General features: G+C 44.3%; 25 protein-coding genes. 10 read left to right on the forward strand and 15 right to left on the reverse strand.

Features of this window, described 5'->3' with window-relative positions:
* Positions 1 to 127: 127 nt before the first annotated feature.
* Together HF888_RS12295 and HF888_RS12300 are read left to right on the forward strand one after the other, a co-directional pair.
* Positions 128 to 2,314 (forward strand): membrane dipeptidase, encoded by a 2,187-nt coding sequence (locus tag HF888_RS12295; RefSeq protein WP_243469399.1) that lies wholly within the window; start codon positions 128 to 130, stop codon positions 2,312 to 2,314.
* 135 nt (positions 2,315 to 2,449) lie between these two features.
* Positions 2,450 to 3,529 (forward strand): hypothetical protein, encoded by a 1,080-nt coding sequence (locus tag HF888_RS12300; RefSeq protein ID WP_133308539.1) that lies wholly within the window; start codon positions 2,450 to 2,452, stop codon positions 3,527 to 3,529.
* A gap of 56 nt (positions 3,530 to 3,585) precedes the next feature.
* Here the strand turns inward: HF888_RS12300 and HF888_RS12305 are convergent, their stop codons facing one another.
* From HF888_RS12305 to HF888_RS12325, 5 genes are all read right to left on the reverse strand, one after another.
* On the reverse strand, positions 3,586 to 5,361 hold the full coding sequence (locus HF888_RS12305; protein WP_007019197.1) for an SLC13 family permease: 1,776 nt from the start codon (positions 5,359 to 5,361) through the stop codon (positions 3,586 to 3,588).
* A 371-nt stretch (positions 5,362 to 5,732) separates the two neighbouring features.
* Entirely contained in the window at positions 5,733 to 7,649 is a 1,917-nt protein-coding gene (locus HF888_RS12310) for a TIGR03545 family protein (RefSeq protein WP_007019196.1), read from the reverse strand.
* 1 nt (position 7,650) lies between these two features.
* A complete protein-coding gene (locus HF888_RS12315) occupies positions 7,651 to 8,157 on the reverse strand; it encodes a TIGR03546 family protein (RefSeq protein ID WP_007019195.1) in 507 nt (168 codons plus the stop codon).
* A 24-nt stretch (positions 8,158 to 8,181) separates the two neighbouring features.
* Positions 8,182 to 9,099 (reverse strand): alpha/beta hydrolase, encoded by a 918-nt coding sequence (locus HF888_RS12320; protein ID WP_007019194.1) that lies wholly within the window; start codon positions 9,097 to 9,099, stop codon positions 8,182 to 8,184.
* On the reverse strand, positions 9,096 to 9,686 hold the full coding sequence (locus tag HF888_RS12325; RefSeq protein ID WP_007019193.1) for a DUF6942 family protein: 591 nt from the start codon (positions 9,684 to 9,686) through the stop codon (positions 9,096 to 9,098). Before HF888_RS12325 ends, HF888_RS12320 begins: the two co-directional genes overlap by 4 nt.
* A 69-nt stretch (positions 9,687 to 9,755) precedes the next feature.
* Here HF888_RS12325 and HF888_RS12330 point away from each other — a divergent pair, with 69 nt between their 5' ends.
* The 5 genes from HF888_RS12330 (at position 9,756) to HF888_RS12350 (ending at position 14,047) form a co-directional block, all read left to right on the forward strand.
* Entirely contained in the window at positions 9,756 to 10,415 is a 660-nt protein-coding gene (locus HF888_RS12330) for a 2OG-Fe(II) oxygenase (RefSeq protein ID WP_007019192.1), read from the forward strand.
* Positions 10,416 to 10,454: 39 nt separating this feature from the next.
* Positions 10,455 to 10,922 (forward strand): hypothetical protein, encoded by a 468-nt coding sequence (locus tag HF888_RS12335; protein ID WP_007019191.1) that lies wholly within the window; start codon positions 10,455 to 10,457, stop codon positions 10,920 to 10,922.
* Between the two features lie 438 nt (positions 10,923 to 11,360).
* Complete coding sequence (locus HF888_RS12340) at positions 11,361 to 12,584, forward strand: saccharopine dehydrogenase family protein (RefSeq protein ID WP_007019190.1); 1,224 nt, start codon at positions 11,361 to 11,363, stop codon at positions 12,582 to 12,584.
* Positions 12,585 to 12,724: 140 nt separating this feature from the next.
* The gene (locus tag HF888_RS12345; protein WP_133308537.1) at positions 12,725 to 13,597 is read left to right on the forward strand and encodes a DUF6268 family outer membrane beta-barrel protein; all 873 of its coding nucleotides are present in this window, start codon (positions 12,725 to 12,727) and stop codon (positions 13,595 to 13,597) included.
* A 66-nt stretch (positions 13,598 to 13,663) separates the two neighbouring features.
* Positions 13,664 to 14,047, forward strand: a complete 384-nt coding sequence (locus HF888_RS12350) for a hypothetical protein (RefSeq protein ID WP_007019188.1) — start codon at positions 13,664 to 13,666, stop codon at positions 14,045 to 14,047.
* Positions 14,048 to 14,050: 3 nt separating this feature from the next.
* Here the strand turns inward: HF888_RS12350 and HF888_RS12355 are convergent, their stop codons facing one another.
* From HF888_RS12355 to HF888_RS12365, 3 genes are read right to left on the reverse strand one after another with little or no spacing between them, the layout of a single operon-like run.
* Entirely contained in the window at positions 14,051 to 14,719 is a 669-nt protein-coding gene (locus tag HF888_RS12355; RefSeq protein ID WP_007019187.1) for a HEPN domain-containing protein, read from the reverse strand.
* A 29-nt stretch (positions 14,720 to 14,748) separates the two neighbouring features.
* The gene (locus HF888_RS12360) at positions 14,749 to 15,231 is read right to left on the reverse strand and encodes an FKBP-type peptidyl-prolyl cis-trans isomerase (RefSeq protein ID WP_007019186.1); all 483 of its coding nucleotides are present in this window, start codon (positions 15,229 to 15,231) and stop codon (positions 14,749 to 14,751) included.
* Positions 15,232 to 15,274: 43 nt separating this feature from the next.
* Entirely contained in the window at positions 15,275 to 15,949 is a 675-nt protein-coding gene (locus tag HF888_RS12365) for an SDR family oxidoreductase (RefSeq protein ID WP_007019185.1), read from the reverse strand.
* 58 nt (positions 15,950 to 16,007) lie between these two features.
* On the opposite strand from HF888_RS12365, the gene HF888_RS12370 reads away from it, so the two are divergent.
* Positions 16,008 to 16,601, forward strand: a complete 594-nt coding sequence (locus HF888_RS12370) for a DUF938 domain-containing protein (protein WP_007019184.1) — start codon at positions 16,008 to 16,010, stop codon at positions 16,599 to 16,601.
* Between the two features lie 8 nt (positions 16,602 to 16,609).
* On the opposite strand, the gene HF888_RS12375 is transcribed toward HF888_RS12370, so the two are convergent.
* Genes HF888_RS12375 through HF888_RS12385 form a run of 3 tightly spaced genes read right to left on the reverse strand, consistent with a single transcriptional unit; the run spans position 16,610 to position 19,587 of the window.
* A complete protein-coding gene (locus HF888_RS12375) occupies positions 16,610 to 17,725 on the reverse strand; it encodes a DNA alkylation repair protein (RefSeq protein ID WP_007019183.1) in 1,116 nt (371 codons plus the stop codon).
* Positions 17,718 to 18,533, reverse strand: a complete 816-nt coding sequence (locus HF888_RS12380; RefSeq protein WP_007019182.1) for a hydroxypyruvate isomerase family protein — start codon at positions 18,531 to 18,533, stop codon at positions 17,718 to 17,720. Before HF888_RS12380 ends, HF888_RS12375 begins: the two co-directional genes overlap by 8 nt.
* 13 nt (positions 18,534 to 18,546) lie before the next feature.
* Positions 18,547 to 19,587: an NAD(P)-dependent oxidoreductase gene (locus HF888_RS12385; RefSeq protein ID WP_342354108.1), complete on the reverse strand. Its 1,041-nt coding sequence runs from the start codon at positions 19,585 to 19,587 to the stop codon at positions 18,547 to 18,549.
* Between HF888_RS12385 and HF888_RS12390 the strand changes: the two genes are divergently transcribed.
* The gene (locus HF888_RS12390) at positions 19,557 to 20,384 is read left to right on the forward strand and encodes an HDOD domain-containing protein (RefSeq protein WP_007019180.1); all 828 of its coding nucleotides are present in this window, start codon (positions 19,557 to 19,559) and stop codon (positions 20,382 to 20,384) included. The two genes, HF888_RS12385 and HF888_RS12390, sit on opposite strands and share 31 nt — an antisense overlap.
* Here HF888_RS12390 and HF888_RS12395 read toward each other — a convergent pair.
* Complete coding sequence (locus tag HF888_RS12395; RefSeq protein ID WP_007019179.1) at positions 20,374 to 21,564, reverse strand: MFS transporter; 1,191 nt, start codon at positions 21,562 to 21,564, stop codon at positions 20,374 to 20,376. The genes HF888_RS12390 and HF888_RS12395 overlap by 11 nt on opposite strands.
* A 3-nt stretch (positions 21,565 to 21,567) precedes the next feature.
* A complete protein-coding gene (locus HF888_RS12400; protein WP_007019178.1) occupies positions 21,568 to 22,602 on the reverse strand; it encodes an NAD(P)H-dependent flavin oxidoreductase in 1,035 nt (344 codons plus the stop codon).
* 279 nt (positions 22,603 to 22,881) lie between these two features.
* Between HF888_RS12400 and HF888_RS12405 the strand changes: the two genes are divergently transcribed.
* Positions 22,882 to 23,754 (forward strand): DMT family transporter, encoded by an 873-nt coding sequence (locus HF888_RS12405; protein ID WP_040298274.1) that lies wholly within the window; start codon positions 22,882 to 22,884, stop codon positions 23,752 to 23,754.
* Positions 23,755 to 23,830: 76 nt separating this feature from the next.
* On the opposite strand, the gene ilvN is transcribed toward HF888_RS12405, so the two are convergent.
* Together ilvN and HF888_RS12415 are read right to left on the reverse strand one after the other, a co-directional pair.
* The gene (ilvN, locus tag HF888_RS12410) at positions 23,831 to 24,322 is read right to left on the reverse strand and encodes an acetolactate synthase small subunit (RefSeq protein WP_007019176.1); all 492 of its coding nucleotides are present in this window, start codon (positions 24,320 to 24,322) and stop codon (positions 23,831 to 23,833) included.
* A gap of 1 nt (position 24,323) precedes the next feature.
* Entirely contained in the window at positions 24,324 to 26,048 is a 1,725-nt protein-coding gene (locus HF888_RS12415) for an acetolactate synthase 3 large subunit (protein WP_007019175.1), read from the reverse strand.
* Positions 26,049 to 26,374: the final 326 nt, after the last annotated feature.

Below are 26,374 nucleotides of genomic sequence, written 5' to 3' on the forward strand. Positions count from 1 at the left end.
TTTTGTCTTAATTTGATTGTTTTTTGGCCACATAACACATGGGGCAATATGACCTCCTCCTCTTTACTGTAAAAAGGAGAAAGCACTCTCCATTCCGATCCTATAAAAACGATAAAGAGAAATAGTCATGAAATGTACATTTAGAATGACTTGTGCAGCGGTTAAGGTGAGTACCTTAGCTTTTGCAACATGCTTGTCAGCAGGGGTGCTGGGCTTTTCATCGGCACCGGAGCCACAATCTCAACCACAAGCCCCAGGCTACAACGGTGATGCTCACAGTATTGCGCAGCAATGCTATGCAATACAGTCGCCGGAAAATGGGAATTATCTTCAGAAATTCAATAACGGGAGTCCTGTAGACAATGGTCTATCTTATCGCTTTGCGAATATCAGCAAAGATAGCGCCACCCGTTTCTTTGTGAAGCCAACCGGTTTAGGTCGCTTTATGCTGACTGATCGCGATGGCCGCTATTTTGCAACACACTTACCGGGTCAAATAGGCGCTGGCCGTTACGCCGGAAAATTTGCCGAGTGGACGATTGAAAAGCAAGGTTCCGAGCGCTTTAGTTTTCATGGCACTGGCTTAAACATGAAGCTACGACACAACTACAATGATGGTGGTTTGTATTTCTTCGATTTGTTAAATCCTTTTAACTTTAACAGTGAAGACAGTTTCAAACTCGTAGCACAAACAAACTGTAAGCCTTACCCCGAAGTGACCACGAACGTGACCGGCGATGTGAATAACTTGAAAGGTAATGTGAATCAGCCCATACGCGGTTATGTAGACCCGCATACACATATTACTTCATATGAATTCATGGGTGGCAAAATGATGGCGGGTAAACCGTTTCATCGCTGGGGCGTAGAAGAAGCCTTAAAAGACAGTAAGGATATTCATGGTCCGAATGGCTCGCTGGATTTAATCGGTAATCTTTATACCTTTGAAGATCCTAACATGCGGTACGATACTCGTGGTTGGCCAGACTTCCCATGGTGGCCGAACCACAAGCAAATGAGCCACAGTGGTTATTACTACAAATGGATTGAGCGTGCTTATCTTTCCGGCTTACGTTTAATGGTCACAGACCTCGTTGAAAACGAAGTTTTATGTAACGTGCAAAAAACCATTAACCCAGCGAGTTGGATTAATCCGAATAGCTGTAACACGATGGATAGCATTCGCTTACAAGCTAAACGCCTACATGAAATGCAAGACTACATTGATGCACAAAGCGGCGGGCCAGGTGAAGGTTTCTTCCGCTTAGTAACGTCACCAGAACAAGCTCGTCAAGTTATCGCGGATGGTAAAATGGCTGTGCTAATGGGTGTTGAGGCTTCAGAAACATTTAACTGTGGACTAAAAGACTCATGCTCTAAAGACAGTATTGAAGCTCAACTGAACGAACTTTACGACATGGGTATTCGAACCATTTACCCAACTCATAAATTCGATAATCAGTTGGCTGGTTCCGCTGTTGAAGATGGCTTCATCAACTTAGGTCAGTGGCTTTCGGGCGGACGCTTCTTTGAAACCAAAGAATGTGATGACCATACCAAGGGACGCTACTTTAAATCTGGCTTCCCGTTAATTGGCGATGTGCCTGTAATTCGCGACATCTTAAACGGTGTCGGTCTTAACCCTGTGTACGACGAAAGCATTCAACATTGTAACGAGCACGGTATTACAGAGTTAGGGGTGTATCTAGTTAATCGTATGATCGACAAGAAAATGCTGGTTGAGCTAGACCATATGAGTAACGATACTGCGACGGCTGTTATGGACATCGTTGAAGCGCGTAACTATAGCGGTGTGATTACCTCTCATAGCTGGATGCGTGATGGCAAAAATGGCGAAGTACACAGCAATACCGAGCGCTTAATTCGCTCTGGCGGTTTCAGCGCGCCATACAACTCCGATGCTCACAATGTCGTCGGTAGCATTAGCCGTTATTTAGATGTGGTGGAAGATACACCATACTTAAATGGAGTAGGCTTTGGTACCGATATGAGTGGCTTGGGAGGACAGGCCGGTCCGCGTTATGACACCGACATCAATCCGCTTGAGTATCCATTTACGACAGAATTTGGTTTGACCTTCGAGCAACAAAAATCAGGTAACCGGGTTTTCGACCTCAATACAGACGGTATTGCTCATTACGGAATGGTTGCCGATCATGTTCAGGACATTCGTGAGCAAGCACCTCAGCGCATTTACGAGTCGGTTATGAATTCTGCTGAAGCCTATATCCAGATGTGGGAACGTGCAGAAGCATCTCCAGACACGCCTCACTACGATCCCTTAGCGGATTAATATTATGACGCCCGATCATTTTGATTGGGCGTTTTTATAACCTTTATGCAATCTCATCCGAAGTGGCCTCCAAAAAGTTGATGCATTTCACATTTCCTGATTTACTAAAAGTAAAGCAGCCGTCAGGTCACCGCTATGAAATACCTACCTGTCTTTCTTCCTCTTTGTGTTTCCTTTTGCAGCATGAGTCTCACTAGCCATGCATTAGACAAGCAACTCGTGACTTACAAGCAAACTCAATATACCCCTATCTTTGATAACGATGGCGTATTTCCAAAGGACAGTATTGATTTTAACAGCTCTACTTTTACGGAGTTAACCTACTCTAGTCCATCAGAAAAAGAGTTTTCTGTTGAAGTATCAGCACTCTTGAACGCGGACAATGAAGTTGATCAATTGAAAGCCTTATTCAATTGGGGAGGTACCGTTATTGTCGCTAGCCAAGGGACTATTGAAGGCAGCTTTGAACAAACCGATGAAGCTCGCTTTCCCGGAAACCAAGACCCTGATGAATTATTCCAAACCTTGTTGCCCAATGAAGCATCGTTTGAGGGAGAATCTTCATTTTTAGGTTTAGGTTGGGAAATGTATGGCGATCGCATTGTCGGGCTAGGCTATCAAAAAACGGTGTCCCCAGTTTTACTATCAATTGATACTTTCCAAAGCTATGAGTTTGGATTCAATAATCGCACAGGTGAATTTGAGAACTATCACCCTGAAGGCACTTACCCTTACAAAGCAGTCGATGCAGAGGGCACTATTGAAACATATGGCCTTTGGGTGCGACTGGATCCGCTTAGTAAAGCATTTGAAAAAGTCGAGCGCACCGGTCAATCCGAGTCGGGTTTCTTTTTCTCAGCAGACGTAATGACCGGCATCGCCGTATACACGCCAGGAGAACAAGTTGAAACCGATTATGCAGAGGCAACAGAGGCCGTTGCAGCCAGTGTTGGCCGCCCAGGGGAAGGCACCACACTAGAAGTTGCAGAAGCCACCTCGCTGCTTACTTCACGCTTAGTTTATGGCACCGGCTATCAAGTGGTATTCCCAGTTTCTAGCGCGATTGTAGGTGCAAGCATCGGCGTAGAAGGATCTCTGCATGTTAATTTATTTGAAAGTGATTACGCGAGTGGCTCGGGAGCCGAAGGTGAGATATTTACCGAATCTAGTAACTTTGGTTATGGATTTTTTTTCCGATTGGCTGTGGCTTACTAGACTCACCAAGCAGAAGCGGCATCACGCCACTTCAATCTGTATCTGTCGCTTCATTTTTATTGAGTAAGCGGCCAGCCAATTAATAACACCGAAATGGTCATGACACCGATGAACACATTCATGGGTAGACCCACTTTCAAGAAGTCCGTAAAGCGATAATTACCTGGGCCGTATACCATCAAGTTAGTTTGATAACCTAGTGGTGTAGCAAAGCTGGCAGAGGCTGCCATCATGACTGCAAATACAAACGGCTCGTGATTTAAACTCGCCTTCTCGGTAATCTCTAACACAATGGGCAACATTAAAACGGCTGCCGCGTTGTTGGTGATGCTCTCAGTCAGCATGGATACAGTGATATAAGTTAGGATCAGCATTAACCAAGGAATACCAAAACTTAGATCAATAATACCTCCAGCAATAGCTTGCCCTGCTCCGGTTTTTTGCAGTGCCGCTCCTAAGGCAAATGATGCTCCTATAGTTACGATCACTGTTAGGTCCAAACTTTTTTCTGCACGGCTAATAGAACAGCAACCAGAAACGATCATTAAGCCTGCCCCTAATAATGATGCATTCAACATCGATGTCACACCAAATGCGGCAAGCAATACCACGAGCGCCAAGATACCCCATGATAAATAAGCCCGTTCATGGCGGGGGGGCTCACTGTCTAAATCATTAACCAACAAAAAGTCTTTGTTAAAACGCTGACGACTCACAAATGCAGGACGAGCTTCAAGCAACAATGTATCACCTGCTTCTAAACGGATACTGCCCAAATTACCCTGTACACGTTCACCATTGCGCGCTACTGCTAAAACCACTGCGCCATAGCGATTACGGAATTTCGAATCACGAATGGTATTACCCAAAGCATCGCAGTGAGGCGAAACCACAACTTCTACCAAACGACGTTCTGCACGCTCGATGGCAATACTTTCTGAATAATCACCATCCGTTGAAGGTTCGATACCATTAATGCGTAACAAATCGGATATGGCTTCCGTTTCTCCCGCAAAAACCAAACGGTCGCCTCCTTGGAGTTTTTCTTCTGATGATACTGCCGTTACAACGGTATCATTACGCTCAATCTCGACCAAGTACACTTGGCTTAGATCACGCAAACCAGCTTCTTGAACAGACTTACCCACTAATGGACCATGATGAGCTACCGCCACCTCGAGCGTGAATTCACGTAAATTGGCAAAGCCACTTTTATCACTGCGATCTGGCAGCCATTTTGGAAAGAAATACCACATAAATACCAAGCCCATTAGGGCCACGGGCAAACCCACTGCGGTAATAGAAAATATAGAGAGCTGAGATTCACCTGTGATCTCATTGTACATGCCTGCAACGAGCAGATTCGTACTGGTGCCGATCAACGTCAAGGTACCGCCTAAAATGGCACAATAACTCAGCGGGATCATGAGTTTGGAACTCGGGATATTAATTTTGCGCGACCATGCGTGAATCGCTGGAATCATGGTGGCGACGACAGGGGTGTTATTGAGGAAACCACTGAGCCCAAATACGGGTGCGAAAATACGTAATAATGCACCACGCAGGCCTTTAGGTTGACCTAAGGCCTTGTTTACCAGCAAATCGATACCACCGGAGGCGTGAATTCCTGCAGCGACGACAAACATTGCCGCAACGGTAACAAGACCTGCATTACTGAAGCCAGCCAAGGCTTCATTGGCGTCTAGGATACCAGTGATGCTCAACACCACCATGACCGCCATCATCACCATATGCGGTGCTAGACGGGTGAAAATAAGAACGCCGAGAGCCAACACCATTAGGCCCAAGGTTAAGCTTGCTTGCCAATCCAAAACAAATACTCGATGAAACTATAGTAACAGCGCACTTTACACCGGGGATCATATAATTAAAAAGAACTTATTTTAATCTATATATATCTGAAATGAATATAGCTATTGAGTGTTGAAAAATATCATCATTCTCAGCTCGACTGAGAATCTATCCACTTGATTTCAAATCGGGCATGGATTCCCGATCGAGTCGGGAATGACGAACTTTGCTGTCATTCTCAGCTCGACTGAGAATCTATCCAGTTGATTTCATACCGATACATGGATTCCCGATCGAGTCGGGAATGACAGACTGTGGCCCCCGCCTTCGCGGGGATAACGTGCAAACTCAACACTGACCACTAACCACCATCCACGAAACATCAGCACCATTAAAATAGGTCTTTCAGTGCTTTTTTCGCTTTTTCTTCTAGCTCTTTCTTTTTACGATCTGCCTCTGCTTTGGCTTTGGCCTTTTCTTTCTCGGCTTTTGCTTTCGCTTCGGCTTTCAATTGGTCTTGATAACTCGATATCTCAGCCTTTGCTAAGTTTTCCAACGCTTCTTGCTTATCGCTTAAACGGCCTTCAGCCAGGTTCAAGTCTTTCAGTTGTGCTTGATAATCACCAGAATAGCTCAGCAATTTTTCATTAAGTTTATCTTTTAGTTTTTGCTCGAACTCTGCTTGTTTTTGATCAATGCGCTCATCAAAAGCATTCTCCAACTGACGATCCAAGTCACTGGCAATACGGAGATCAGGGTCATTAAATTCACCCTTCGCACTGGCCTCTAAATTAAACTGATCGATTGTTCGCAAAGCCGCCAGCATTTCCTTTGCCAATACCGTACGGTCGGACGAGGAAAACGCAGATTTGCTAAACGTCATAACACCTTGTGCATTCAAATCTCTTCCAACCAATACTGCATTAGCGCTCACTTGTGTATTAGTTTCTTCAATCGAGAGACCAGCAAGGCCTAGCTTCATTTCATAAAGCCGCCAGTTTTCAATGGTGAGATTTAGCTTGTCTTCACCGCGACCGTCATTTACAGCACGACGATGGTCAAAACGTCCCTTTAAAGTTAGGGCATCCATGGTGGTTAAATCAGTGCCGGTCGCCAGCAGTGTCATCGGTTTGTTAATAACATCAGGCTGATGCGTTATGTCTTGAATACGCACTTTCACATTCCCCATGCTACGTAACTGTCCGCTCTTATCCGTTGCTTCAGGAAGCTTTACACTAAAACGTGTTTGCTTAATCCAAAAATCCGGAACCGGTCTATCGGTTTCGAAATGAACAAAACGCCCCTCTAAACGTGCTGCTTTCGCTTCCGTCTTGGTTGCTTTCAACTCTTCATTCACTAAATATGGACGAGCCATTTCATAATACTTAAGCGCCGTTGCAGCATAGCCACCCATATCATCACCAAATAACAGAGCGGTTAGATTGGCTGTGCCCTGCGCATCAAGGGTGTATTTATTTTTAATATTATTAATGTCTTCTTTAGGAGCACGCTTCAATGCTGACCATTTTTGCTTCAAATCCGACTTGGCCGTCTCAATGGTTTGCTTGGCATTGCGAATAGCTTGTTTATCTTGCTTGAACTGCTGTTTCAGATCCTCAAACTGACGCTTACGCTGTTTAAAGTCCTCAACGCTTTTGAAGCGACCAGAGAGAATTTGATCTAGACGCTGCTCATAATCTTTTAATGAATCTTCGGTTGGTAGATTATCCTCCGCTTGATTAATAGCCATTTCATGATCTTTCACGGCTTGCTCTAACGCTTTACCACGTTGCTCTGTCAGCAGGTTTTCACGGGTAACGATCTCGTCAACACTGGGTAATTTATCTTTGGTTGTCGGGTCGTACGTGAAAGCCTTATCTTCGGTATTGTCGTCACTTTCTTGCGACGTTTTCGCTTGTTGCTGGGATTCAGTCGATTTCTCAATTAAGGCTCCCGAACGTGAACGCTCTGTACCAGTTGCTACGCCATCTAACACCAATTCAGGAATCACCGCCTTGCCCACCAATAACGGTAGCGGTTCGATGGTCGCTACCGCTTTATCAAAACTGAATAAATTTGTCATAGGTGCGTCTTTATCAGCCACTTGAACACCTGTTATTTCGATCGCTAAGGGATTAAATGCAAAGCTTACATCCTCAACATTAACTTCGGCCTCTGCAGTGCGTGATCCAAAATATTCAATAGTCATTTTCACTAATGGGCCAGCAGCGAATAACCAGAAACTTGCAATTAACGCCATGACCACTAAAAAGCCTGCGATGCCTGACCAGCGGATCCATTTCAACATATTAGGCCCCCATCTCTTCATAGACTTTGTAGAACTTACTGGCTTTTAACCATTTTGTGATTTTTAGTTTCTCAACCCATGCCATAAATTTATGACGGTAAAAAACAACAAATACATAGCTCAGAATCAAAACAGGAATAAACGCAATAACTGAAATAGCCAAGCTGCCCATCAGCAACGTATGGTTAAACTTAAAAGCACGCCAGAAATCACTTTGATACAAGCTGGTCCAAACAGTTTGTAAGTCCGGTAGCGTTAGCAAATACTCGCCCAGCGAAATAGACCAAGGATCAATCAAATAAGCGATTAGGGTAAAAATTGCACTTGCTAGGAAGAAAGCCCCAAGATTGACGCGAGTGACAAAGGCGATAAATAAGATGACTAAATTATGCAGACTAAAGAATGGGGTTAATCCAATAAACAAAGCCAAAGCAAAGCCAAATGCAATTTGCAATGGTGATGCATCACTACCAAGTATCTTTAGAAATTTTGCGAGCATAGTAAGCATAAGCGTATTTCCAATTGTTCGATGTTAATGTTTTGTTGTTCTGAGTGTATCACTGATCATGGTGTATACGGGGTTCAACCAACGCAAACCATAACATAACGCGCCGACCAAATGACGATGATTGACCTCCTCAATCATAATGCAATCGTGCTTTACGTGTAATTGCTCTAAACGACGTGAAAAACGTTCACTATGGTAAGGACCCACTGTTACATCATCAGATCCGTGTATTAATAGACATGGTGGCATGTTTTCATGAGCCCAGTTTATTGGATTCGCCTCGTGAGCATTGTGCTCATGACCATAGTCTTCACGTATTTCACTTACGTCGTAAACTCTTACACCATCAAACTTACCCACTACTAGTGGATCGTCTAAAGGCAGGTCATAAGGCCCAGCTAAACCAATAAACTGATTAATAGAAGTATCGCTTTCTTGCAGATATTGCTCGTGTGTCGCGAGCATTGCGCCAGTATGTGCTCCTGCACTGTGACCCATCATAACAAAACCGTTTTGCCGAAGCCCTTGGCTGTCAATACTTTTCGCGTCGATCAATGAGGGAAGCCGCCTAACGGCTTCAGCTATGTCCTCAATGAAGTGAGGATATTTAACAGCTGGATACAATCGGTAAGTCGGCACCGCGCAGGCAAACCCAAGCTCAGCTAAAGCTCTACCAGCAAACGCATATTCATCTTTGTGCCCAGTATCCCAAGCTCCGCCATGGACAAACATCACCCAAGGAGTATCCGCACTGTATTCGATAGGTAGATAAACATCCATGCTTTGGCGAGCATCTTGACCATATTGTAGGTTTTTAATCCTCTTGACCCCTGCAAATGTGGCTCCTACTGGAGACAATAAATAGTTCATTAGCCATAAAGGCTTAAACAAAATAACGACAACAAGTAGAACCCAAAGCGCAATCAGTACTGCCCAAATCAAAGTATATTCCCCTTTTTTAAGTATCCCATACGCTGACAATACTGACGCATTGCGTGAGCTAGTATTTCAATTTGTTCATTATTCAACTGGCGATAATCAAAATATGGGCACACCCATAACGGCCGTTGACGATGCTGAAAAATGCGGGTTGATAATGGCGTGAAGTCATGGCTATTTTCATATTGTAAACCGCAGTCTTCGGCATGTTGCTTACCCATTATCAAATGTAAACCCGCATCCCATTGAAATTGATTACTCATATCATGGCAGCCAAACAATAATCGTGTTCCGCTTCGTGCCTGCAATAAGCAGTGCTCTCGATAGGTCTGCCACTTGTCATAAAACGGAAAAGCGCTATGCATAAGCTTGGCGTAAACATTAAAGATCTTACGCCAATGATTACCTGTCATTTGTGCGATATAAGAGATATCGGCGTCCGCCAGCGGCACAACGCCATTTGGATGTTCGAAGGGCTGTATCGGCGGACGATTAGCCGTATACACAGTTATGGGTAAGGGCTGGGCGTCTTCATAGTGCAAGATATGGTCACCCAAACCCTGCCATGGATAGCTATTGCTTATGCTCACGATAAAAATGTTTTTATTACTTGGGTTACGGACCTCTCTATAATCCGCCTTTTACACTAGGGCTGGATCATGGATTTAACGCAAGAGAGAGACCCCTCGGTATCTGAAATCTATCAGAAAATCTGCGATGACATCTATGCACAAGGATACAGCATTATCGATAATGCTCTACCTCAAGCTTTATTACAGTCCTTGATGAACCATATTGCTACCCTCTCTAGCCAAGAATTCAAAGTCGCAGGTACTGGCCGTCAAGATGAACACCAAGTAAATCAATTCGTGCGCCGCGACGAGATCCATTGGTTGTCGGAAGAACGCGAGTGTGAGAGAGAATGGTTCCATTGGGCGCAAGGCCTACAAACAGAAATCAATAAGCGCCTGATGCTGGGTCTCTTCAGCTATGAGGCCCATATGGCACACTATGAGCCAGGCGCTTTCTATAAGAAACATCTAGATGCTTTCAAGGGCAGTCGCAGCCGTGTATTGAGTACCGTGCTCTACCTTAACCCTCAATGGCAAAGCAACTATGGTGGCGAGTTGGTGATTTATGATGAACATAATCACGACAGCGAACTTACCCGTGTGAGTCCAATGCCAGGCACCTTGGTTGTATTTTTAAGTGAGGATTTCCCTCATGAAGTGTTACCTGCTAGAGAGCATCGACACAGTATTGCAGGCTGGTTCCGAGTCAACGAAAGCGTTGGGAATCAAATCGCCCCACCGCAATAATGATCGTCATACATTCTATCCATAGGGTAGACTTAGCCTATGGATAAACATACTTTACTAGATCAGCTCGTTCAGCAACTGCTTGCCGATATCGATGAACATATCAAAGCTGCCGAACAAGCCCACAATGCCGCCACCCACGAACAAAGCAAGGCCGAGACCCAATACGATACGCTAGGTTTAGAACAAGCGTATCTTGCACATGGTCAAAGCGAACGCATTGACAACCTTCAGCAACAAATCGCTCGACTAAACCACTTTGATCTGCGTACTTTTGATGAAGATGACGAAATACATTTAGGTGCTTTTGTACAGCTAATAAACAGCCAGACCAATAAAAACCTCGATGTATTTATATTACCCTGTGCCGGTGGCTATACCCTCGAGAAAAGCATTCATACACTCACGCCAGATACGCCTATTGCAAAAGCCATAATGGGATTGGGTATCGATGATGAATTCAAATTAGGAAATGGGCAGCGTTATCGCATCACTAAGGTCTCTTAGTTGAATTGTGAGTTGTGAGTTGTGAATTGTGAGTTGTGAGTTGTGAGTTGTGAGTTGTGAGTTGTGAGTTGTGAGTTGTGAGTTGTGAGTTGTGAGTTGTGAGTTGTGAGTTGTGAGTTGTGAGTTGTGAGTTGTGAGTTGTGAGTTGTGAGTTGTGAGTTGTGAGTTGTGAGTTGTGAGTATCCAATGATTGATTTATCGATACTCATGTCAAGCAAAATCGTCGTTTTCCGGCGTCGCGGAGCGACAGACCGGAGAATCCATCATTCATAACTCAACATTCATAACTCATAACTCCTTAAATAAGCCTACCTTATAGACATCAACAGCCGGTACTTATATTGCGTATATAAAGCCAGCAAATACTTTTGTTCCCTTCTGACACTTGTTAAAGTCTATCGATTACATGTTCATTGAATAATAAAAACAGAGGGCGAAATGGCTGATTCTCAATACGACATTATTATTTTTGGTGCCACTAGTTTCGTTGGCGATATATTAACGGGCTATATGCACAAAACCTATGGCACCAATGGTGAAATCAAATGGGCCATGGCTGGGCGTAGCGAGTCAAAACTACAAGCCATTAAAAGTAAACACGGTGCGCAAGATGTTCCTCATTTTATCGCTGATGCGAGTAACGAAGAGCAGCTCAAAACATTGGCAGATAAAGCTCGTGTCATTGTCAGCACAGTCGGTCCTTATGCACTGTACGGTGAACCCCTGGTTAAAGTCTGTGTTGAATCAGGCACCGATTACTGCGATTTAACTGGTGAAGTTCAATGGTACAAACGCATGGTGGACAAGTACGAAGCGAAAGCAAAAGAAACGGGCGCACGCATTGTTCATTGCAGTGGTTTTGACTCGATTCCATCCGATTTAGGCGTTTACTTCACTCAGCAGCAAGCACAAAAAACCTTTGGCGAAATGTGTCACCAAATTGATATGCGTGTGGCCAAACTCAAAGGAGGTGCCAGCGGTGGTACCGTGGCAAGTATGATGAACATCGCAAAAGAAGCGGCAAAAGACCCTAAACTGCGCAAAGAATTACAAAATCCGTACAGTATTTGCCCAAGCGATCATGGCTTCAAAACTCGCCAACACAATGTGGGCGGCGCAGAGTTTGATGAAAATGTTGATGGTTGGATTGGGCCTTTTGTTATGGCTGCGGTAAACACTCGAGTTGTGCATCGTTCAAACGTATTGCAAGACAAAGCCTATGGCCAAGACTTCAAATACAGTGAGGCCATGATGATGGGTAAAGGGAAAAAAGGTGAAAAACGCGCCAAGAGCATGGGGCGCATGTTGAAATGGTTTATGATTTTTGCCGCTATTGCCCCAACGCGCTGGTTATTAGAGAAATTTGTACCTAAGCCTGGCGAAGGTCCAAGTCCGAAAGAACAAGAAGAAGGTATGTTTGACATGCGCTTCTATGGACAGACCCCGTCTGGCAAAAAAATTATCGCAAAGGTAGTCGGCGATCGCGATCCTGGATATGGCAGCACGGCTAAAATGCTTGGCCAAGCTGCAGTTTGTCTTGCAAACATTAATAAAGACGAAAAAGCCGGCGGCTTTTGGACGCCTGCTAGTATTTATCAAGACGATCTCATCGAACGCTTGCAAGCCAAAAGCGGCTTAACCTTCGAGGTTTTGGGCTCTTAAACGTCAGTACTCGACATTCGGTGCGACTAATGTCCACCGAATGTCATAGCCTATCAGTAACAGAGTGTCTCACGCACTAACGAAGCACCTTCTGACATGATTCGATATACTGGCGCTAACATTTATTAACCAGTGCTATCATGCGTTTCTATCCTCTTATAATTCTTGCTCTCAGCATAGTCATTATTCCCTCATGGGCAGATGACAAATCTGACCTAGTGCCCAGACCCATGGCAATGGGTATTCAATACTCTCAGTTAGATTCAGCACAATTAGCAGATTCAGATTTGCACTTAGCCATTCACAGGTCCAGACTAAAACTTCCGATTAATCGATACGCCCTACTCGGACATACTTTTATTCCGCATTTATCCTATGAGGAAAGCGTATTTCAAGTTCCAAACCCCGCGTCTGCGTCAAGCCTTACACTTCATACTATTAAAACGCCGTTAATGTTCATTAAAAAGCAGGACAATGGCTGGTTAAGAATCTTAAATATTACACCTAGTTGGCATACCGATCTCAAAGCGAAAGATGAAAAATCCTACTCTTTGATGGGGCTACTTCTATGGCGATTCAGAGACGAATCTAGCCCACATAGCTATACATTTGGTTTGGGCATGAATCGGTTGTTCGGTGAATACAAACCTGTTCCCATGGTGGCATATAGCTATCAAACCTCTACACACACACGATATGATTTCGGCTTCCCAGTAACGAAAGCTGAGCATAGGTTTAACAATTCCTGGGCTGCATTTTCTGCCATTGCCCCCTCGGGAGGCAATTGGCGCTATCAAACTAGAAATGAAGAGCAGCGTCTAAATCTATCCTATAAAGGCTGGAATGCAACGCTTGGACTTCGGCGTCATTTGTGGAAAAAGGTTTGGCTTACATTAGAGGTAGGAAAAAGTATTGATCGTAGCCTAGATTTTAGCAATGACAGTATTGATAGTCAGGAAGTTAAAATTGAAGATACGACGATTTATAAGATAAGTATTGGTTTGCATCCTTAGGCTGTAAATTTAAATTAGAGATAAAGCATGGTATCGTAACTCCATTGCCACAAAAAAAGATTAGTCATGTCCGATAGTGTATTACATCAACGTATTGAAGATGCCTTGAAAGCAATTATCCCTTTTGCGCAACAAGCAGACGAAATAATTGAAGCGCTAAAAGCAGAAAACAAAGCAAAGTTCACTGCTATTTTTCCTCAGGATAGTATTTTTCAAACGACCGCCAATCGTTTTTTACCCTACATCGAAGAATTGGATAAGGATTATCAGGCGTTGCCTGAAGATGTAAACGACCCAGCGTTTGAGCCATTACTAAAAGACTTGGTAAAGAAGATGGAGTTAATCCAGCTTATCTTGCAAGAGTTTCACAATGCACGTGATTATGATGATGAGGAAGAATCAAGTCCCACCATTGAGCCAGATTCTGACGAAAAACCTACATTGCATTAACGGTTATTGATTAATAACAGGATAGTAAATATCGCCCCAGTCTTCTTCTGGGGTGTCTAACATAATTTCTAAAACAGTAGGCACTAACGCCCCGAGCAGCTTCACACCGTCACTCACTTGGGTTCGATTAATTTGGCTTTGATAGGTTGCACCGCCATGAATGACTTGGTTGCGAAGTACAAACAACCTATCCAGCACAATGCCAAGTAGCCCTTCTACATTTTGACGGCTTAAAAAATTCAACGCTTCAACACTAGAACGATCAAATTGTTCCGACCAAGATTCGTCTTCAATATCGCGGCGCTTTGCTAACCAAAACCCGTGATACACATAAGGATTTTTAATCAGCGCTTTCACTGGGCCGGAATAGGTTTGCCAAAGGCAGGCATAAATAGCTTGCGACTGGTCATGCCTGACTAGCTTTGAAACAAACCGCTGAAACGCAAATTGTTCTGCTAGGGATTCGCTGCCGCCTTCATCGACGGCGTAGCACGCATTAAATGCTATCCACAAACTTATGAGCTGGAGGTCTGGGTTTTCTGATTGCTCTTCAGCACATTTTAGCCAGCTAATGGCGCGATGTAGGCGCGTGGCATGGGTCTCTGATAATTCTCCTCGCTTTTCTTTCAACGAGGACTTTAACGTTTCAAAATTCAAATCAGCATACTCCATTACCACACCCTTCCATCCTTCATTAACTGCTAGTGCTGATGACCACCAACGCCGTGGACATGACCATGGCTTAACTCTTCTGCTTCAGCAGCACGCACTTCTTCAATACTGATATCGAAGGTCAGTGTTTTACCCGCCAATGGATGGTTGGTATCCACATCCACATTGAATTTGCCCACTTTAACAATGGTCACGTCACGCAAGCCTTTATCGGTATTCACTTTGACCGCCATGCCCTTTTGCAGCTTGCCTTTTGTCGCCAAGTGCTTAATGGGAATGCGCTGAACACCCTCTTCATTGCGCATGCCATAGGCTTTTTCGGGAGGCAACGTCACTTGGAACTGATCACCTTCGTTTTTGCCTACGAACTCGGCTTCAAGGGCGGGAAGAATATTATTGTGACCATGTAGGTACGTCATGGGATGACTACCGGTACTGGTCTCAAAGGTCTGGCCATCTTCACCGCTTAGCGTGTAGTGAAAATACACAACTTTATCTTTTTCGATACTCATTACTGCTTCCTAATAAAACATAAGCTCAGAGATCACTCTTGGCTTACCAAGGGAGTGTTTGGCCGTTGCTATGCCAAAAACCACCGGTATTTTCTAAGGTTAATTCTTCAATACGCTGCAACAAACCTGATGCCGCTTGCTCAGGAGTCAGGTCACCGTTGAATCCAACCATGCGAGTTTGTACAAAGCCTGGGTGCAATTGGGCAACAGCTATCCCTTTAGGCTTAAGATCCATGGCAAGAGATTTACCAAACGCATTCAGCGCGGCTTTACTAGCCCGATAACCATAATAGCCACCGCTGGTATTATCTTCGATACTACCCATACGGCTGGTTATGTTGGCAATTTTACCACCTTCGCCCATCAATGGCAGAACCGCTTCTGCGAGCTTTAAAGGTGCCAAGGCATTGATTTCAAACTGTGCGCGAATCGTATCAAGATTTAATTCGTCTAGACTTTCCGATTCCAAAAGACCTGCATTATTAATCAGGCAATCTACCTTCTCACCGTCCGCAAGGCTTAGTTGAATAACCTGTGTTAATTGGGCAACCGCTTCATCATTGGTAATATCGATACCACTGATGATTTGATCGGCAATGGCCTCAAGCTCTTCTGATTCTTCTCGACAAACAGCAATCAGCTCGTGACCTTGTTCATGAAGTTGCTGCGCCATGGCCAAGCCGATACCGCGGTTTGCACCTGTGATGACAACACGCATTGCATACCTCCTATAATTCTCTTTAAATAGTCATTCATTCTCAGCTGTGTATTGTGACATGGATAAACCGGTTTGCCAGCCTTGTTTGCGTAATCAAGAACCTATTTGCAATTGTCTCGCGGAACACTTTGTTGAAAAAGGTAAGGTGCTAGAGCTGGCCAGCGGCACAGGGCAACATTGCGTGTATTTTGCCCAACACCTACCGCACTTGATTTGGCAAAGCAGCGAATTGGCGGACAATTTGGGTGGTATACGTGCTTGGATTAGCGAGGCTGGTCTAGACAATACCCCTAGCCCGATCGCACTGAATATCAATCAAGATCATTGGCCAAACGAACGCTATGACTACGCGTTCTGTGCCAATCTTCTGCATTTTGTCACCGCTGACACGGTACAAACCCTATTCACTCAAGTCGCTAAGGTTCTAAAACAAGACGGTCTATTGGCTTGCTATGGTCCCATCAATGAACATGGCTATACCAGTGAGGGGAATCGACAATTGGATACTTGGCTTAAGCAAGATATTCACCCTGATGCCGGTATTAAAGAAATTGATTCTCTATGTTCATGGGCAACTGAGGCGGGCTTAAACTTCTTCAAGATTGAGCGTCTTCCTGCCAACAATGTGATTGTATTATTTCACAAGAAATAAAAAAGGACTTAACAGCCTTCAAGTGTGAAGCTTTGCCTAGCCACTTCTTGACCATTGACCAAGATGGCTAACTCATGGTGCCCGTTATAATAGCGTCGTGTTGTTACAGGCTTAATAGCATGGCTGCGCTCGCCGTTAAATTCTCCAGTATTACTTAGCTGAGTATTTTTCCACTTGAATACCTTAGGCGCCAAACTGCCATTGGCTTTCTGAAAATCAATTAAGTAATCGATAATGACAGGGCTTTTGGGTGTGGATTGAAAGCAAAAAGAAAATGCTAACTTATCACCATACTGGACAACCGGTGTAAGAATACTTAACTCACCATCTGCTACCACTAATGGCTTATAGCCAAGCATATTAAGAGTGCCTGCATGGCCCTGCTTAATCAGTGTACGGCAGGCATGGCGAATGACTTTTTCTCGATGTTTATTTTGTGGCTCGACCCAATTTTGCAACTGGTTTTGCAACCAATCCGGATGGTCTTTTGCGATGTCGTTTAAATGATTAGCAACACTTAGGCGAACATAATCGCTAGAATCATCTTTTAGCCTTTCCAATAGCGGCCATGTCTTTTCTGGACGCTTAATAAAACTGGTCAGCTGAAATCCCCAAGGTAGTCGAGGACGTGTACCTTCAGAAACCAATCTGCGCACATGATGATTATCATGTTCACACCAGTTTTCTAAATGCTTTAAAACCTGATCTTCATCTGCCAATAGTAAATGACGAATAGCGAACTCCGCACTGAATAGTGCAGTAATATCCGCAAGCGCTTGCAGCGCGATAGGAATGTCTTCAACTCCGTACTTTCCTATGTATTCTTTTATCGGAAGACTCTGCCAGCTACGCAAGCCTGAGCGTTTTACTTGCTCACTTAGTGGATCAAACTCTTCACACGCGGCTACTAGGTCTTGGCAGTTTTGCTCAAAATTAGAGGAAAGTGTTTGCTGTAATACTTCTGCTATTTGGCGATTGCGCTGCATCAAGGATAATTCATCCAAGTCTTCACTGGCCAATTCGATGAAGCGTTGCTTATCAAATGCTGTATTTTGACTTTTGATCGCATCAGCGATAGCAACAATGGCACTACGACCAAGGTTCTCTTTAAAAGCTTCAGCCATTACCGTGCACTTCTATTTGGGTTTGCAGCCAATCTAAGTCCAGGTTTTCCATCCAAGCTAAGCTGTCTTCGGTCTTCCCAGTAGGTTTGTATTCAGCTGCTACATACCCCTTATAATGGCTATGCTGGATATCATTAAATAAGCTTTTAAAATTTAAATTACCACTGAGCGGTTCACCTCGCCCTGGATAATCCGCAAACTGAATATGCCCTATAAGGTGCCCATGGTTGCGAATTTGTTCATCCACATTACCGTCCATAATATGCATATGATAGACATCAAATTGCATTTTAATATTCGGATGATCAAGCTCCGTTAATACATCTAGCATTTGCTGAGTATTGTGGATAAGGAATCCCGGCATATCCTTGGTATTGATTGCCTCAAAGACGACTAAGATATGATGCTTTGCTAATGCGCTTGCAGCTTTAACTAAATTCTTTTTAAAGACTTCGGTATATACTTCTGCCTCGCCTGCATGATCGCATCGACCTGGCAGTACATTAACGCATTTTACCCCTAACGCTTTCGCGTATTGAAAGCCAAGCTTGATAGCCTCTTCGAATTCTTTTTCTTTACCTGGAACGCACGCTAAACCTTCCCCGCCTTGCATTAAGTCCCCTGCCGGTAAATTTATGAGGCACACATCGACGTTGGCCGCCTCCTTGGCCTTGACTAAGTCTTCAATTTTTTCTTCGTAGGGAAATTGAATCTCTACCGTTTTAAAACCAGCGTCTTTGGCTTTTTGAAAACGCTGTAATAAAGGGACTTCGGTAAACATCAATGATAAATTCGCTGCTAAACGCATGGGGTTGTCCTCTTTATTTTTCTAGCAAGGCTTCATACAGCATAACAAGGGTTGACGGATCTTGCTCGGCGAAGCCTCTCGCGGCATGCTGTCGCATAAGCTCGGCGCCTAAGCCAGCCATAGGCACACTGCTAGTCATATCATGAGCTAGTGTATTGGCCATATCTAAATCTTTGAGCAGGGTTTTGACTTTCCATTTAACTTCATCAAAATCCTGCTCTGCCATTCTTGGACCCGTGAGTTGCAATGGAAGACTATCGGCAAATCCACCCTTCAAGGCTTCTGGTAAACGCGCTGCATCCACTCCAGACTTTTTAGCCAATGCCATGACTTCTGCCATCACTAATACATTGCAACTTACCAGCATTTGATTACAGATTTTACTAGTTTGCCCTGCCCCATTAGGACCCATATGAGTAATGCGTTGTCCTAGGTTTTGCAAAATAGGCTCTATCGTTTTCAAGATATGAGTATCGCCACCCACCATAATCGCCAAACTACCAGCCTCTGCGCCAGCTACACCGCCAGACACGGGACTATCGATCCATGCACATTGCTTGGCCTCAACTGACGTTGCAAGCTGTCGAGTGGCTGCAGGACTAATAGAACTGAAATCAACAATGATTTGCTTCGGTTTTAGATAAGGTAAAGCCTCAGCCATGACACTCTCTACTGCTAGCGTATCGCTTACACAAAGCATAATGATGTCGACGCTGGAAACCAGAGATTCGATACTGTCCACCGCTTTTGCCCCCTGCTCTTGTAGAGCCTGGGTTTTACTTGGCGTACGGTTATAAACCGTTAAATCACAATGGGCCGCCAACAAGCGCTGACACATTGGCAACCCCATAAGACCTATACCAATAAAGCCGATCTTTTCCATACTGTTATCCCGTTGGCAATTTGTCGCCAGTTTATCAGGTAATCTAGAAGCAACAAAAATTAGCGATTCCAAGTGCCTTGGCCTAGGCTTATTGGAGGACAATTCGAGCACTTCGATAAAGGACGATAGGAGCCTAAGTGATGGATTTCGATGCGATTTTTGCGAAATCACCCCCTTTACCCAGCATTCCTAAGGTGGTTCAGGATCTCATTGAGACCTTTAATCATGATGATTTTGATATGGATGACATTGCCACCAAAATCAGCATGGACCCAGTATTAACCGCTAAAGTTCTACGCTTAGCCAACAGCGCACACTATGGTGTCAGCCGCACAATAGGCAGCACATCAGAAGCATCCGTACTGCTTGGGTTTTCAACTTTGCGCACATTAGTCTTGGCGTCTGGCATCTCTGGTGCGATTAAAACACCACCTGAATTTGATCGAGAGGGCTATTGGAATGATAACTTTGCCGTTGCTGCAATTGCACGATGGCTGGCTCCTTATTGTGGAATTAATGGCGAGACAGCCTTTACCGCAGGTATGCTCCATTCTATTGGCGAGCTTATTTTACAATTGGTGCTTCCTGATGAAGCGAAGAAAGTTGAAAAAGCCATGCAGTTTGGCGGTAAAAGATTGGATCTTGAGAACGCTATGCTGGGATATAACTATGCGGAAATCGGTGCAGAACTCGCCAAACGTTGGAAGTTTCCAAACGATATTGTAAATGGTATCTGTCAGCACCCGAATCCTTTGAATTTTGATCCTATCTCACCGCTGGCAGGGCTACTGCATATTTCATGTTATATACATGAGAGTCACAAACAAAAACTCAGTGATGATGAAATTTTAGAAGACTTCCCAACAACTGTCGCCCATGCCATTGATATGGATTCAGTCAATGCCAAGGCTGATATCGAGCAACTGCATGACGTAGAATCTGGAATGGATTTGTTGTTTACGACGTAGTCGCACTTCGAGAAGAGAAATACCAGCGCCCAATGAAAAATAAAGCAACTAAAAGCATTGGCACAGAGACTAGGTTTAGTGCAAACCAACCAAAACCGAATACGATACTACCTGCGGCAATAGACGCTATCGCTTGAGTACCAAAAACCATCAGCTCGTTGACGCCTTGAATGCGAAAGCGCTCAGAAGGAGCATAGCTTTGCGCCAACAATCCCGTTCCGCCCACAAATAAAAAATTCCAGCCAACACCCAAAAACACAAGTGCAAACCAGTAGCCCCAGTAGCTTTGATCCAATATAGCCATGGTTATAGCAAGTACCATGGCCAGTAGGCCCAAGAACAGAAGTGTATGAGTCCGAATATATTTCAATAAAAAAGGCGCAAACAAAGAAGGTAAAAACATAGCCATTATGTGGCTTTGCAAAACTGTTTTGGTATCTTGCAACGCAAAGTTTTGAATCTCACTCATACTAACCGGAGTCGCCGTCATGATTAAACTCATTACAGCGTAGGCAACGGCAGCACTTGCGATAGCCGCGGCTATCGCCGGTGTTTTTAGTAGCTGTGAAAGTGGTCGACCTTCTGTTTTAGAAAAATTTTCTTGTACATCAGCGAATGCCATAACACTCAAGAGCAGCAGTAAAATCATGTGACATAAAGCCAATAAAACAAAGCTACCGCTGTAATCTACCTCTAAAAGGTCTTTGCCCCACAGCGCAATTTCTGGACCGAACCAAGCAGCAAACAAACCACCAATCATAATAATACTGGCGGTAATAGAGGCGAGCTCCGCTGTAACGAACTCTAACGCTGCAAAGCGAAACTGCTGAACAAACGCTAGGTGCATGCCCAATAAAACAATGCTGAGGCAGACTCCCCAGAACAATTCATGACGAATACTGAATATGGCAAGAATGGAGCCTAGAATTGCTACTAAGGTGGCGTAAATAAAACCTTGGCGGCGGCCTATACGCTGCATAATAAATGCCGCAGGCATACTGGCTAGAGCAGTACCAATTACTAAAGCAGCCACAGGCAGTGTGGCCAACGCTGGGGTTGGCGCTATTTGAACTCCTATAAAGCCGCCAACAAAAATCACCATAGGTGCAGTAAGCATGCCTAAGGCTTGTGCTGCGATAAAGAAGTATACGGGGCCAGGTATCTGCTTTAGTACTTTCACATATTATCCAAGTTTTTGTTGATTCCCTTCATGTATCGTTTTTGCTTGATTTAAAACGCGATCCACGATTTCTTGCACACTGGGCTGATCTTCTATCAACCCTTGCGTTTGCCCAATGAACTGTACACCTTTTTGTAAGTCACCATCCACTGTTGCTGCCTGAATCTTTTCTGTGGCCGCACCAAACAAACTCAATAGTTTTACTTTATCAAACTGGACAATCAGACCCGCTAAAATGGTACGTACTGGCATTTTCGCGATTTTTGCCGCTTTAACACTTAATAACGCCGCTTTAATGAAGCCCACAGGTTTTTTCATGGCTTTCTTAGCTGTTGGCGTTTTCATTACTCGGGCATACAAGCCATCAAAGTTATTGCCATATATCGTTTGATTTTCATCACGTTCGACCACGGCATCTTTTGTATTCTGATGCAACGGACTTTCTTTACTGGTCGCAAAACGAGATCCCATAGCGATAGCATCTGCACCCAAAGATAGAGCTGCCATTAAACCGCGACCATCTGCAAAACCACCGGTAGCAATAACAGGAATCGAAACTTTGCTAGCGATCGCTGGCACCAATACTAGTGACGTCACATCGCCGCCATGTGCAGCCGCCTCATGACCGGTTACGAGCAAGGCATCTGCTCCCATCTTCTCTGCACTTTTTGCATGCTTTTCGGTAACCACTGTGGCAATGACTTTACCACCATATTCGTGAGCCGCTTTTACTATCCAATCCCCTTTGCCTAAAGAGAAGTTGATAACAGGCACTTGCTCTTCTAATGCCACTTTAGCGTTATCAACGGCGCCCGGCATCATTAACGTTGCCCCAATACCAAATGGCTTATTGGTTAATGTACGTATTTTCTGAATCGCAGCTCGAGTTTCTTCTTTATTGAGTGGCCCCGTGGCTAGGATACCCAAACCGCCTGCGTTACTAACCGCTGCCACAAGCTCTGGTGTGCTAATCCAGCTCATACCAGGCAATAGAATAGGATGCTCAATGCCTAACAATTCAGTAATACGTGTTTTCATACTTTACCCCTAATTCATCATTGCTTGGATTATAGCGCTTGAAAGTCAAATAGAAACTCGCTTAAATGAACAACTTATTAGCTTTTTCTAATTAATTTGAGCTTTATGGCGTCTACCACTTCAGTTCGTACCTATTTTTTCACCATGCTTAGCTGGCTGCTGCTCGTCGCACTCAGCTAGGTTCAATCATGCCTGGCTGTTTGGCAGTCAGGTTACTCTCTCGCCACACTCAACCTTTTTGCCAATCAGCCTGCATATAAATACACAAAGGAGTTTCTTGTGAATATTACGTTTAGACAGGGATTGGCACTGGCCTTAATGGCTAGCTTCATGTTTTCGCTAAAACCCATATTAATCAAACAAGCCTACGAGCTCGGTGCCAACAGCGAAGGTTTTATGGTGCTGCGTATGTGGTTTGCCTTTCCTTTTTATGCAGTGCTCATGCTGCTTTATATCAAGCCTTATAAAGGTGGCTTACGCTTAATTGCTTTAAGCGCGGCGGCTGGATTCATTGGCTACTTTTTATCAAGCTACTTAGATTTATTAGCACTTGAAACCATCAGTGCTCAAGCTGAGCGTATCATTCTCTATGCCTATCCAAGCCTAGTAGTGTTATTGAAAGCACTATGGGACAAGCGACTTCCAAGTGTGCGAGTCGTTGTGGCCGTTGGCGTTGTCTATGCGGGCTTGCTTACATTGCTACCCGGTGAGTTCAATCTTACGGGTTCACCATTGGGTTTGTTTCTCATGATTGCCTGTGCATTCAGTTTTGCTACCTATGTATTGGTCAGCAAACCTTTGATTGAAAAAATGGGTGCCACATTATTTACTTCTGTTGCTATGGTGGCTTCTTGCTTGTTCACTCAAGTCAATCTGTTGCACACGCCAATAGCAACTATTATCGACTACCCTTGGGAAGTTTTTGCCTATGGCTTTGCGCTGGCATTTTTCTGCACGGTTATTCCAAGCTATGCCATGAGCAGTGCGATTAGTGTGATTGGCACAGAGAGAACCGCCATTACCGGCACAACGGGTCCCTTATTCACCACGATTTTGGCGGCCTTAATTTTAGGAGAAAGCATTACCCTTTTCCATATAACGGGTCTATTGCTCGTAATACTCGGCGTGTACTTGCTGAGTAAAAAAAGTTAGCTGTCTTTGCTCGCAATAAAAAACCCTCGGCTCTCTAAAGCGGAGGGTTCATATTTAGCGAAGTTCGCAGAATACGTTACAAGCTTAAGGTCTTCTCTCCACGAGAAATACCAGATACACCTGTGCGAACGGTTTCTAATATACAGTTTTCACCGATAGCATCGATGAAAGCTTCTAGCTTATCAGTCGAACCTGTTAACTGAATGGTATAAACGTTTGACGTAACATCCACGATTTGTCCGCGGAAAATATCGGCAGTACGTTTAATTTCAGCGCGCTGGGCACCGGATGCTTTGACTTTAATCAGCATCAGTTCACGCTCAATATGCGCACCTTCTGTTAAATCCACCAGCTTAACAACCGCAATCAATTTATTTAATTGCTTGGTGATTTGCTCGATAACACGATCCGGACCTGTGGTCGTGATCGTCATACGTGACAAACTTTCATCTTCGGTTGGTGCAACGGTTAGGGTTTCAATGTTGTATGAACGCTGTGCGAACAAACCAACAACGCGAGCCAATGCACCCGGTTCATTTTCCAACAGGATAGATATGATACGTCTCATCTTAGGTGCGCTCCGTTTTGCTTAACCACATATCACGCATGGCTCCCATTGGAACCTGCATTGGGTATACATGTTCTTCTGGATCAACCGCTACATTGACAAATACCAAGCGATCTTTGTATTTGTTAAAGCAATCATCCAGTGCACCTTTAAGTTGATCCTTGGTTTCTACATTGATACCAACGTGACCATAAGATTCAACCAGTTTCGTCCAATCCGGCAGTGACTCCATATAAGAGCTAGAGTGACGACCTTCATAGTTCATATCCTGCCATTGACGAACCATACCAAGATAGCCGTTATTCAAGCAGAAGATTTTTACCGGAATACCATACTGCAAACAGGTAGAAAGCTCTTGAATATTCATCTGAATAGAGCCTTCGCCAGTTACACAAACCACCATATCGTCTTGATAGTTCAGTTTAATACCCATAGCGGCTGGCAAACCGAAACCCATGGTGCCAAGACCACCGGAATTGATCCATTTGTTAGGCTCATCAAACTTATAATATTGAGCAGCAAACATTTGGTGCTGGCCTACATCAGAAGTGATGTACGCTTGACCATTTGTAGCTTCCCAAAGGCCTTCAATAGCTTCTTGTGGTTTAAGTAAGCCGTTGTCATTTTTATCGTAATGACCACCATGACGCTTGCGCCACTCTTCGATTTGTTTCCACCAAGACGCCAATGCATCCGCGTCTGGCCTCTCTTTCATTTTGCTCAAGATATCCAGCATATCATTCAATACTGAATCCACTGGGCCAACGATTGGTACATCAACCTCTACCGTTTTCGAGATAGAAGATGGATCGATGTCGATATGAACGATAGTGGCATCTGGACAGAACTTAGCAGTTGAATTAGTTACACGATCGTCAAAACGTGCGCCAACCGCCAAAATTACATCCGCATGATGCATCGCCATGTTTGCTTCATAGCTACCATGCATACCCAACATACCAAGAGACTGCCTGTCAGTTGCTGGATAAGCGCCTAGTCCCATCAATGTTTGCGTAATAGGCGCATTTAATTCACGAGTCAGTTTACGTAGTTGCTCATGGGCACCACCTAAAATAACGCCACCACCGGAATAAATGATCGGACGTTTGGCATTCACCATTAGTTCAACTGCTTTACGAATCTGACCGGCGTGACCTTTCGTTGGTGGTGTGTAAGAACGAATTTTTACTTTCTTAGGGTATTCGTATTCAAAGCGTTCGTTCGGCATAGTCATATCTTTCGGTACGTCTATTACTACCGGACCAGGGCGACCAGAAGTCGCTATATAAAACGCTTTTTTGACAATCTCTGGGATATCACGAGGATCCGTTACGCTAAAACTATGTTTAACGATTGGACGAGAGATACCCATCATATCGGTCTCTTGGAATGCATCATCACCAATCAAGTGACTCATTACCTGTCCAGAGATAACGATCATTGGAATTGAGTCTGTAAAGGCTGTTGCAATACCTGTAATAGTATTTGTTGCGCCGGGACCCGAGGTCACCATGACGACGCCAGGTTTGCCAGATGCACGTGCGTAACCGTCAGCCATATGGGCTGCCGCTTGTTCATGACGGACCAGGACGTGCTTGACCGCGCTTTGCTGATAAATAGCATCATACACGTGTAACAAGCTACCACCTGGGTAACCATAAATATATTCAACTCCTTCCTCATGCAAGGAGCGAACTAACATTTCTCCACCGGAAAGCATTTCCACCGCTTTTTTCCTCTTTTTCAACAACTCCCCCCATTGGGAGCTTGAAATTCAATAGGTTGGCTTTTCATACACAACTCAAATGGGGTTAAAGATTCCCATGAGCCATACCATTTATGTCGAGTGGATGAAGCACGGATAGCACTGCACCATAATGTTGCTGCATCTTAGGCAACAACTGAAAACTGGCTGGAGCGAGGTTGTCGTCTCCAGAACCCGCAAAAAAGCCTGATCAGGGGTATCTGCGTCGGCAAATTTTGGGGCCCGATATTCTGACACTCGTACCTATTAAGTCAAGCTAGAATGGCTATTTCAGCCCTGTTTTCATC

Origin of the sequence: Bermanella marisrubri (genome assembly GCF_012295615.1) — a bacterium.
In the GTDB taxonomy this organism is placed as follows: domain Bacteria; phylum Pseudomonadota; class Gammaproteobacteria; order Pseudomonadales; family Oceanobacteraceae; genus Bermanella; species Bermanella marisrubri.

Excerpts from the sequence above, each read along its gene's own strand:
- HF888_RS12380 (WP_007019182.1), bottom strand. The coding sequence starts at position 18,533 with ATGCGTTTAGCAGCGAATTTATCATTGATGTTTACCGAAGTCCCTTTA.
- HF888_RS12310 (WP_007019196.1), bottom strand. The coding sequence starts at position 7,649 with ATGTTGAAATGGATCCGCTGGTCAGGCATCGCAGGCTTTTTAGTGGTC.
- HF888_RS12345 (WP_133308537.1), top strand. The coding sequence starts at position 12,725 with ATGCGTTTCTATCCTCTTATAATTCTTGCTCTCAGCATAGTCATTATT.
- HF888_RS12300 (WP_133308539.1), top strand. The coding sequence starts at position 2,450 with ATGAAATACCTACCTGTCTTTCTTCCTCTTTGTGTTTCCTTTTGCAGC.
- HF888_RS12330 (WP_007019192.1), top strand. The coding sequence starts at position 9,756 with ATGGATTTAACGCAAGAGAGAGACCCCTCGGTATCTGAAATCTATCAG.
- HF888_RS12390 (WP_007019180.1), top strand. The coding sequence starts at position 19,557 with ATGGATTTCGATGCGATTTTTGCGAAATCACCCCCTTTACCCAGCATT.
- HF888_RS12365 (WP_007019185.1), bottom strand. The coding sequence starts at position 15,949 with ATGCGTGTTGTCATCACAGGTGCAAACCGCGGTATCGGCTTGGCCATG.
- HF888_RS12375 (WP_007019183.1), bottom strand. The coding sequence starts at position 17,725 with ATGGCTGAAGCTTTTAAAGAGAACCTTGGTCGTAGTGCCATTGTTGCT.
- HF888_RS12340 (WP_007019190.1), top strand. The coding sequence starts at position 11,361 with ATGGCTGATTCTCAATACGACATTATTATTTTTGGTGCCACTAGTTTC.
- HF888_RS12400 (WP_007019178.1), bottom strand. The coding sequence starts at position 22,602 with ATGAAAACACGTATTACTGAATTGTTAGGCATTGAGCATCCTATTCTA.
- HF888_RS12295 (WP_243469399.1), top strand. The coding sequence starts at position 128 with ATGAAATGTACATTTAGAATGACTTGTGCAGCGGTTAAGGTGAGTACC.
- HF888_RS12350 (WP_007019188.1), top strand. The coding sequence starts at position 13,664 with ATGTCCGATAGTGTATTACATCAACGTATTGAAGATGCCTTGAAAGCA.
- ilvN (WP_007019176.1), bottom strand. The coding sequence starts at position 24,322 with ATGAGACGTATCATATCTATCCTGTTGGAAAATGAACCGGGTGCATTG.
- HF888_RS12335 (WP_007019191.1), top strand. The coding sequence starts at position 10,455 with ATGGATAAACATACTTTACTAGATCAGCTCGTTCAGCAACTGCTTGCC.
- HF888_RS12360 (WP_007019186.1), bottom strand. The coding sequence starts at position 15,231 with ATGAGTATCGAAAAAGATAAAGTTGTGTATTTTCACTACACGCTAAGC.
- HF888_RS12355 (WP_007019187.1), bottom strand. The coding sequence starts at position 14,719 with ATGGAGTATGCTGATTTGAATTTTGAAACGTTAAAGTCCTCGTTGAAA.
- HF888_RS12370 (WP_007019184.1), top strand. The coding sequence starts at position 16,008 with ATGGATAAACCGGTTTGCCAGCCTTGTTTGCGTAATCAAGAACCTATT.
- HF888_RS12315 (WP_007019195.1), bottom strand. The coding sequence starts at position 8,157 with ATGCTTACTATGCTCGCAAAATTTCTAAAGATACTTGGTAGTGATGCA.